3 protein-coding genes and 3 pseudogenes are annotated in these 6773 nt (G+C 58.7%); 2 read left to right on the plus strand and 4 right to left on the minus strand.

Annotated elements, in window-relative coordinates; all coding sequences use genetic code 11:
• Window positions 1–339: 339 nt before the first annotated feature.
• A complete protein-coding gene (locus ACY8FN_RS21115) occupies window positions 340–2175 on the plus strand; it encodes a ligand-gated channel protein (RefSeq protein ID WP_463101210.1) in 1836 nt (611 codons plus the stop codon).
• Between the two features lie 69 nt (window positions 2176–2244).
• On the opposite strand, the gene ACY8FN_RS21120 is transcribed toward ACY8FN_RS21115, so the two are convergent.
• From ACY8FN_RS21120 to ACY8FN_RS21130, 3 genes and pseudogenes are all read right to left on the minus strand, one after another.
• A complete protein-coding gene (locus tag ACY8FN_RS21120; RefSeq protein ID WP_463099110.1) occupies window positions 2245–3633 on the minus strand; it encodes a transporter substrate-binding domain-containing diguanylate cyclase in 1389 nt (462 codons plus the stop codon).
• Window positions 3634–3772: 139 nt separating this feature from the next.
• Window positions 3773–5132, minus strand: a pseudogene (locus tag ACY8FN_RS21125) (ATP-binding protein).
• Between the two features lie 33 nt (window positions 5133–5165).
• Window positions 5166–5890, minus strand: a pseudogene (locus ACY8FN_RS21130) (response regulator).
• A 199-nt stretch (window positions 5891–6089) separates the two neighbouring features.
• Here ACY8FN_RS21130 and ACY8FN_RS21135 point away from each other — a divergent pair.
• Window positions 6090–6440, plus strand: coding sequence for a hypothetical protein (locus ACY8FN_RS21135; RefSeq protein ID WP_463101211.1), 351 nt, complete (start codon window positions 6090–6092; stop codon window positions 6438–6440).
• Window positions 6441–6492: 52 nt separating this feature from the next.
• On the opposite strand, the pseudogene ACY8FN_RS21140 reads toward ACY8FN_RS21135, so the two are convergent.
• A pseudogene (locus ACY8FN_RS21140) lies at window positions 6493–6773 on the minus strand (IS4 family transposase); the annotation flags it as partial.

Genomic DNA, 6773 nt, shown 5'->3' on the forward strand with positions numbered 1-6773 from the left:
CTTGTTTCCTTCTCTGCCGTTTTCTGTCTTTCTCTCCAACTTCTTCTTCTGTTCTATCGCCCCGAATCTTTTTGTAACCACATGATATTTATCTATTTGTTAATTATACTGATCTCTAACAGGGATGGCGGTCTGTTCTGCTGAAGATGCTTAAAAACCAGGGTCACAACTGATTGTTGTTTCGGTTTATCCAACGGGATCGTTACAATGCGAACTGATTAATAAAGTGCTTTTCAAATGAGCCTTTACTAATGCTGCGCCTGGCCGGATGCCAGGGCGTTGTAACGAGTGAAGTAAGGGAATACGCCACTTTCCTACTAAAAACGTTCAGGCCAAAACATGACAACAGTGAAACCGAACAAGCTTGCCTTGCTGATCTGCTCCCTTCTTGCGACCCAAACCTATGCTGCCGAGCAGGAGGTGATGGTCGTCACCGCTTCCGGCTTTCAGCAGAAGATCGAAGATTCTGCCGCCTCTATCTCAGTGATTACCCGTGAGCACACCCTGATGCTGGTTGATGGCAAGAAGGTGGATAGCCGTGGCACTCGCCCCAATAGCGATGGCCCCGGTATCGAACAGGGCTGGTTGCCACCATTGCAGGCGATCGAGCGGATTGAGATCGTACGCGGCCCCATGTCATCCCGTTATGGTTCGGATGCCATGGGCGGCGTGATTAACGTGATTACCCGCAAGACCACCGGTCTGGCCTGGCAGGGTTCGGTTCACGCTGATTCGACCTTCCAGGAGAACAAGGATGCCGGCAACAGCTTCCAGACCGATGCCTATACCGCAGGTTCACTGATCGATGGCGTGTTGGGGCTGCGTTTCAATGGCCAACTGGCGCATCGTGGCGAAGACAAATTCAACCAGGGCTTTGCCGAGCAGGAGACTCGCAGTGGCACGGCCGTGCTCAGCTTCAAGCCTGACGACCATAACCGTTTCGATCTGGAGGCCAGCCGCAGCCTGCAGGATCGGGATCGTACGGTCGGCAATTCGCTGGATGCCAAGGCGAAAGAGAGCCTCAACCGCTACGAGCGTACCAACTACGCGCTGACCCATGATGGCCAGTATGATTTCGGCTCGTCCAGCAGCTATCTGCAGCAGGAGACCAACACCAACCACGGCCGCAAGATGGAGCTCATCAACACCATCGCCGATACCCACACCCAGTTCATTCTGGGGGATCACTACCTGAGTGTCGGTGGTCAGTACCGCTATGAGGATCTGCACGATCAGGGCAATACCCTGAAAGTGGCCAATCCTGCCGAGCAGCTGACCCGCTGGAGCTGGGCGATGTTTGTCGAGGATGAGTGGTCACTCACCGACAGCTTTGCCCTGACCGGTGGCGCCCGTATGGATCGGGACCAGAACTACGGCTCTCACTGGAGCCCGCGCCTCTACGGCGTCTGGCATCTGGATCAGAGCTGGACGTTGAAAGGGGGCGTCTCGACCGGTTACCGCTCTCCAGACTTGCGGATGTCGGCGGCCAACTGGGGTCAGGTCACCGGTGGTGGCAGCCTGGATGGCATGCTGGTTGGCAACCCGGATCTCAAACCCGAGACCAGCGTGAGCGAAGAGATTGGCCTGCTGTGGAATGGTAATCAGGGCTTCAACGCCGGGGTTACCCTGTTCAACACCGACTTCAAGAACAAGATCTCCGAAGTGCGTCGCTGCACCAGCAAGAGCGATCCCGCTTGTACCCTCAATGGTCACAGCTATGACTTCATCAGTGACCGGGTTAACGTCGACAAGGCGAACATGCGCGGGGTTGAGGGGATGATGGATTGGGCCATCAACGAGGATTGGTCGGTCAGCTCCAGCTACACCTTTACCCAGTCCGAACAGAAGAGCGGCCCGCTGGCAGGGTATGCCCTCAACCAGATGCCCCGCCACATGTTCAACGGTAGCGTAGATTGGCAGACCACTGAGGATCTCAGCCTCTGGTCGCGGGTCAACTTCCGTGGCGAGACCTCCGAGTACCTGAGCCGGGTCAAGATGGCGGAGGGGACCCCTTCCTACACCTTCTTTGACATTGGCCTGGTCTACAAGGCCAACAAGCATCTGGATCTGACCGCCGGGGTCTACAACCTGTTCGACAAGGCGGTGGATTACAGCAGCTATGGCACTGTGCTGGATGGTCGCCGCTACAACCTGGGCGTCACCTACAACTTCTGATAGGGATCATGTCATACGGCCGCCATCTTCGGATCGCGGCCGTTTTTATTGTGCGTCCGTCAGGGTGGCCTATGCCTGATAGGGGGCGGCTTGCCAGGTATTGCGCCCCAACGCTTTGGCTTGATACATCAGATCATCTGCCTGCCGTAACAGCTGGTCAGCATCCGCGCTGGCTTGCGCAGCAACCCAGACCGCCCCCGTGCTGACCGAGAGGGTGATATCGCCACCGCGGGTCTGCAGCGGCTGCCGGTGGCACTCCTGACAGATGCGATCAGCCCAGCGCTCTGTTTCTGCCAAGCTGTTGAGTTGCAGCAAGAGACAAAACTCTTCCCCGCCAATGCGGGCAAACAGAGCGCCTTCCGGCAATATCCCCGCCACAGTTGCAGACAGCTGCTCCAGCGACATATCCCCGATGCTGTGACCAAACCGATCGTTGATCTCTTTGAAGTGATCCACATCGAACAGCAACAAAGCACACGGATTGCCAGCAGCCAGCTGTTGTTCCAGCGCGGGAATGAAGGCCCGCCGGTTGAGCAGACCCGTCAAGGGATCGGTGCTGGCCAGCTTCTCCAGTCTGACGTTGGCTTTGCTCAATTCACTGGTACGGCGGGCGACCGCGCGGTGCAATTGCACTATGTAGGCCACCATGACCAAGACACCGGCCAGCAACAACCAGGGGCCAAGGTGGATGGGATAAACAGTCTCGACATGCATCCACTTGCGGATGATCCGATCCCGATCACTCTGTTTGATGTTGGCAAACCCCTCGTTCAGTTGTGCCAGCAACGCCAGATCGCCTTTCTTGACGGCAAAGCGAACTTCACTGGTATAGAGATGGCGCACCGGAATGAAGCGGGTAGGATCGGCAGAGGTGTAAATGTAGAAGTTGGCAACCTGCAAATCAGCGATAAAGGCCTTCAGTTCACCCTTGAAGGCGGCTGCCAGCATGGTGTCATTGTCATCGAAGGTCTGTAGTTTGGTGTCGGGGAAATGGCGCCTGGCGTAATACTCCTCGTAGCCCCCGGCCACTACGCCGACCGAGTCATGGAGCAAGGTGTATTGCACATCATTGCCACGCAATTCCCGTGAGAAGAAGAGCTGAGAGTCAAGTTGGGTGAGCGGCAGGCCATAATCGAACAATTTGTCCCGCTCCGATGACCAGAGCAGTCCAGCGTGGGCGTCAGCTTCACCCCCCTCAAGCAAATCGAGGGAACCCTGCCAGTCAACCAGTCGAAATTCGATCTTCTGACCGGTCACCCGGGCATATTCACGCCACAAGTCGATCAGCAAGCCATCCGGTTGCCCGGATTCATTGATAAAAGAGAAGGGTTGCCAAGCTTTGGAGTTGGTGATGATGATCGGCTCTTCCGGGGCTTTGGCCCAGACAGGCAGGGCAAGTACGAGCAGCAGGAGCCCCCATCCGATGCCGACTATGACTCCTATCCTGGCAGAGACCATCCTTGCTCCAATCCGTTACGGTGTACCGTCCGTGGTCTCCGATTATCACCATCTTCACGGTAGAAGAACAAGCGCTCAAATGATGAAGTTTGCATGATGCAAACGGCGTTATAAGGAGGCTGGCAGTTAGAGTGACTGCTTACAATGGCAGGCTGATCAGCGCCTCCACTCCCCCTTGTGGCCGATTGAGCAGAACCAGTTCGCCACCGTGCTGATGGACCAGAGTGCGCGCGATGGAGAGACCCAACCCCACGCTGCCCGACTCGGTGTTGCGCGCCTCATCAAGGCGTACGAAGGGTTTGAACACATCCTCCAGCCGCGCCGGGTCTATCCCGGGGCCGTGGTCGCAGACACGAATCAATAGTGCCTCCCGGGTTCGCTCCAGCGATACCTCGGCGCTGCCGGCATATTTGATGGCATTGCCGATCAGGTTCTGCAGTACCCGGCGCAAGGTGTTGGCGCGGCAGGCGTAGACCTCTTTGCCCTCCGCCAGACAGGTGACCGGCTGGCCGGTATCGGCATAGTCATCGCACAGGCTGACCAGCAGGCTGACCAGATCCAGCTCGCGGGTGGCCTCCTGCTGCCCCTCTTCGCGGGCAAAGCTGAGGGTTGCCGCCAGCATCTGCTCCATCTGTTGCAGGGTCTGCTGGATGCGCTCCTTGTCCTCGCCATCGGCCAGAAACTCGGTGCGCAGCCGCAGGCTGGTGATGGGGGTGCGCAGATCGTGGGAGATGGCCGCCAGCATCCGGGTTCTGTCCTGCACGAAGCGGTCGAGCCGGGTGTGCATCCGGTTAAAGGCCTGAATCGATTCGCGGATCTCGGTCGGCCCCGCCTCTTTCAAGGGCTCGATATCCTCGCCCCGTCCCAGCCGTTCGGCATTGCCCGCCAGCTGCTTGAGCGGGCGGGTGGCGCGGCGAAACAGCAGCACCATCAGCCCGATCACCAGACTGGCGACCAGCATCAGGTTGAGGGTGGTCTGCCACGACCAGCTGCCCGCCTCTTTGTCGACCAACGAGCTGAACTGCAGCCAGCCCCCCTGGGGCAGCTCGATGGAGCCATAGAGCCGCATATCCCGCGGCGGGGGCGACCCTTTGCGATCCCGCATCATGCGGGTGTGGTGCTCCCACGCTTTGCTGCGCTGGGAGTTCTCTTTCAGCTCGGCGCTGATCTCGACAGTAAGGCCGGGAGGATAGTTGAGGCGCGAGCGCACCAACTGCTCGAAGCGGGGGCTGCGGTTATCCGGTTGCAGCGGCTCATCGGAGAGGCGCAGCAGCAGAGTCTCGTTGCGACTGGCCTTGAGGATCTCGTCATAAAGAGAGGGGGGAGAGGGAGAGCAGCCGCACCACCGAGATGATCCGCTGCATGGCGTTGCGGCTGTTGACGAAGCCGAGCGCCTCCTCCCGATCCGAACGGTAGATCTGGATGCTGAGCAGCTGGATCAGGATCAACCCCGCCAGCGCCACCAGAATGATCTGGCCGGTCAGCCCCTTGGGCCACATCCGTGCCCACAGTCGTCGCAAGGCACCCACCGCTTAAACCTGCGTCACGTCGGTGGAGAACATATAGCCGCCACCCCAGATGGTCTTGATCAGCTCGGGGTTCTTGGGATCCCGCTCCAGCTTGCGGCGCAGTCGGCTCACCAGAGTATCGATGGCGCGATCGAAGGCCACTGCCTCGCGACCACGGGCCAGATCCAGCAGTTGATCCCGGCTCAGCACCCGCTGCGGGCGCTGAGAAACACCTTGAGCAGGTCGAACTCGGCGGTGGAGAGGCTCAAGCCCACCCCATCCTCATCGACCAGCTCCCGGCGATTGATGTCGAGCAACCAGCGATCGAAGCGTAGATCCCGGGTCAGGGTCTCGGCGGCGGGCTGGGTCTCGGCCTGGGTGCGGCGCATCACCGCCTTGATGCGCGCCAGCAGCTCGCGCGGATTGAAGAAGGGCTTGGCCAGATAGTCATCGGCCCCCATCTCCAGCCCTATGATGCGGTCGGTCTCTTCCCCCATGGCGGTCAGCATGATGATGGGCAGGCTCGATTTGACCCGCAGCTCGCGGCAGAGGGTCAGGCCATCTTCACCCGGCATCATCAGATCCAGTACCAGCAGATCGAACTCCCGCTCCTCCAGCAGTCGCTTCATCTCTTTGCCATCCCGGGCGCAGCTGACCCGCAGGCCGTGCTGTTCCAGAAAGCGCTTCAAGAGATCGCGGATCTCGCTGTGGTCATCGACCACCAATATATGGGTGTTGCCTTGATTCATGGGGTGGCCTCCTGCTTGGCGTTGGCACGAGTATACGAAAATCCGCCCTGCGGTTTGTGTCAAAGTGTGCCAGATCCGCGCGATGCCACACTCTGCTACAAAAAAGGGCGATGTTGGCAAAGTTCAGACACTTGACGGGTGTTTACTTGAGGGCAAGGCAAGAGCGCCGAACCAGAATCATCCCTACCGGAGATAAACCATGAAAAAGCTGACCAAAACCCTGCTGACCGCCACCCTGATCCTTGGCCTGCCGCTGGGCGCCTATGCCGCCAGTGAAGCAGCCCCCACCGGTCAGCCCGGTGCCATGATGGACTGCCCGATGGATGGCAGTGGTATGAAAGGTGGCAAACACCACGGTGGCCGCCACGACAAGATGGCCCGTCTGCAGAGCATGACCCCGGAGCAGATCCAGGCCAACCTGCAGCAACGTTATGACCGCATTGAAGATCCGGCCAAGAAGGCGGAGTTCATCAAGCACCTCAACGAGCGTGCCGCTGGCATGACCAAGCACGCCGAAGCGATGAAGCAGTTCGCCGAGGCGAACCAGTAACAACGCCAGCTGTTATAAACCCAAGGGTGGCCTCGGCCATAATGCCAGTCAGTTAAGCCTGACTGGCATTGTTTTTATTTGTTTTTTTAACTCCATACTTCTGTGGCCTTGGCTTCACGCAGCGGGGGTAACTTCGCTCCCTTCGGGCCGGCAGCACAAACTGCCCCGCCTGTTTCTCCAGCTCCGCCACCCGCCTCGGGATATTCCCCGGCGACACATACGGCATGCAACTCAACTCATGGATGAGGTAGACCGATGCCATGTGAAAACTCAACTGACTCGCCGTGTATTCCTTCAGGCTCGCCGCCATCTTCACCATCTGGCTGCGCAGCG

It is taken from the genome of Aeromonas sp. 160P, assembly GCF_055193095.1.

Coding starts and splice junctions, on each gene's coding strand:
- ACY8FN_RS21115 (WP_463101210.1), top strand. CDS start 340: ATGACAACAGTGAAACCGAACAAGCTTGCCTTGCTGATCTGCTCCCTT.
- ACY8FN_RS21120 (WP_463099110.1), bottom strand. CDS start 3,633: ATGGTCTCTGCCAGGATAGGAGTCATAGTCGGCATCGGATGGGGGCTC.
- ACY8FN_RS21135 (WP_463101211.1), top strand. CDS start 6,090: ATGAAAAAGCTGACCAAAACCCTGCTGACCGCCACCCTGATCCTTGGC.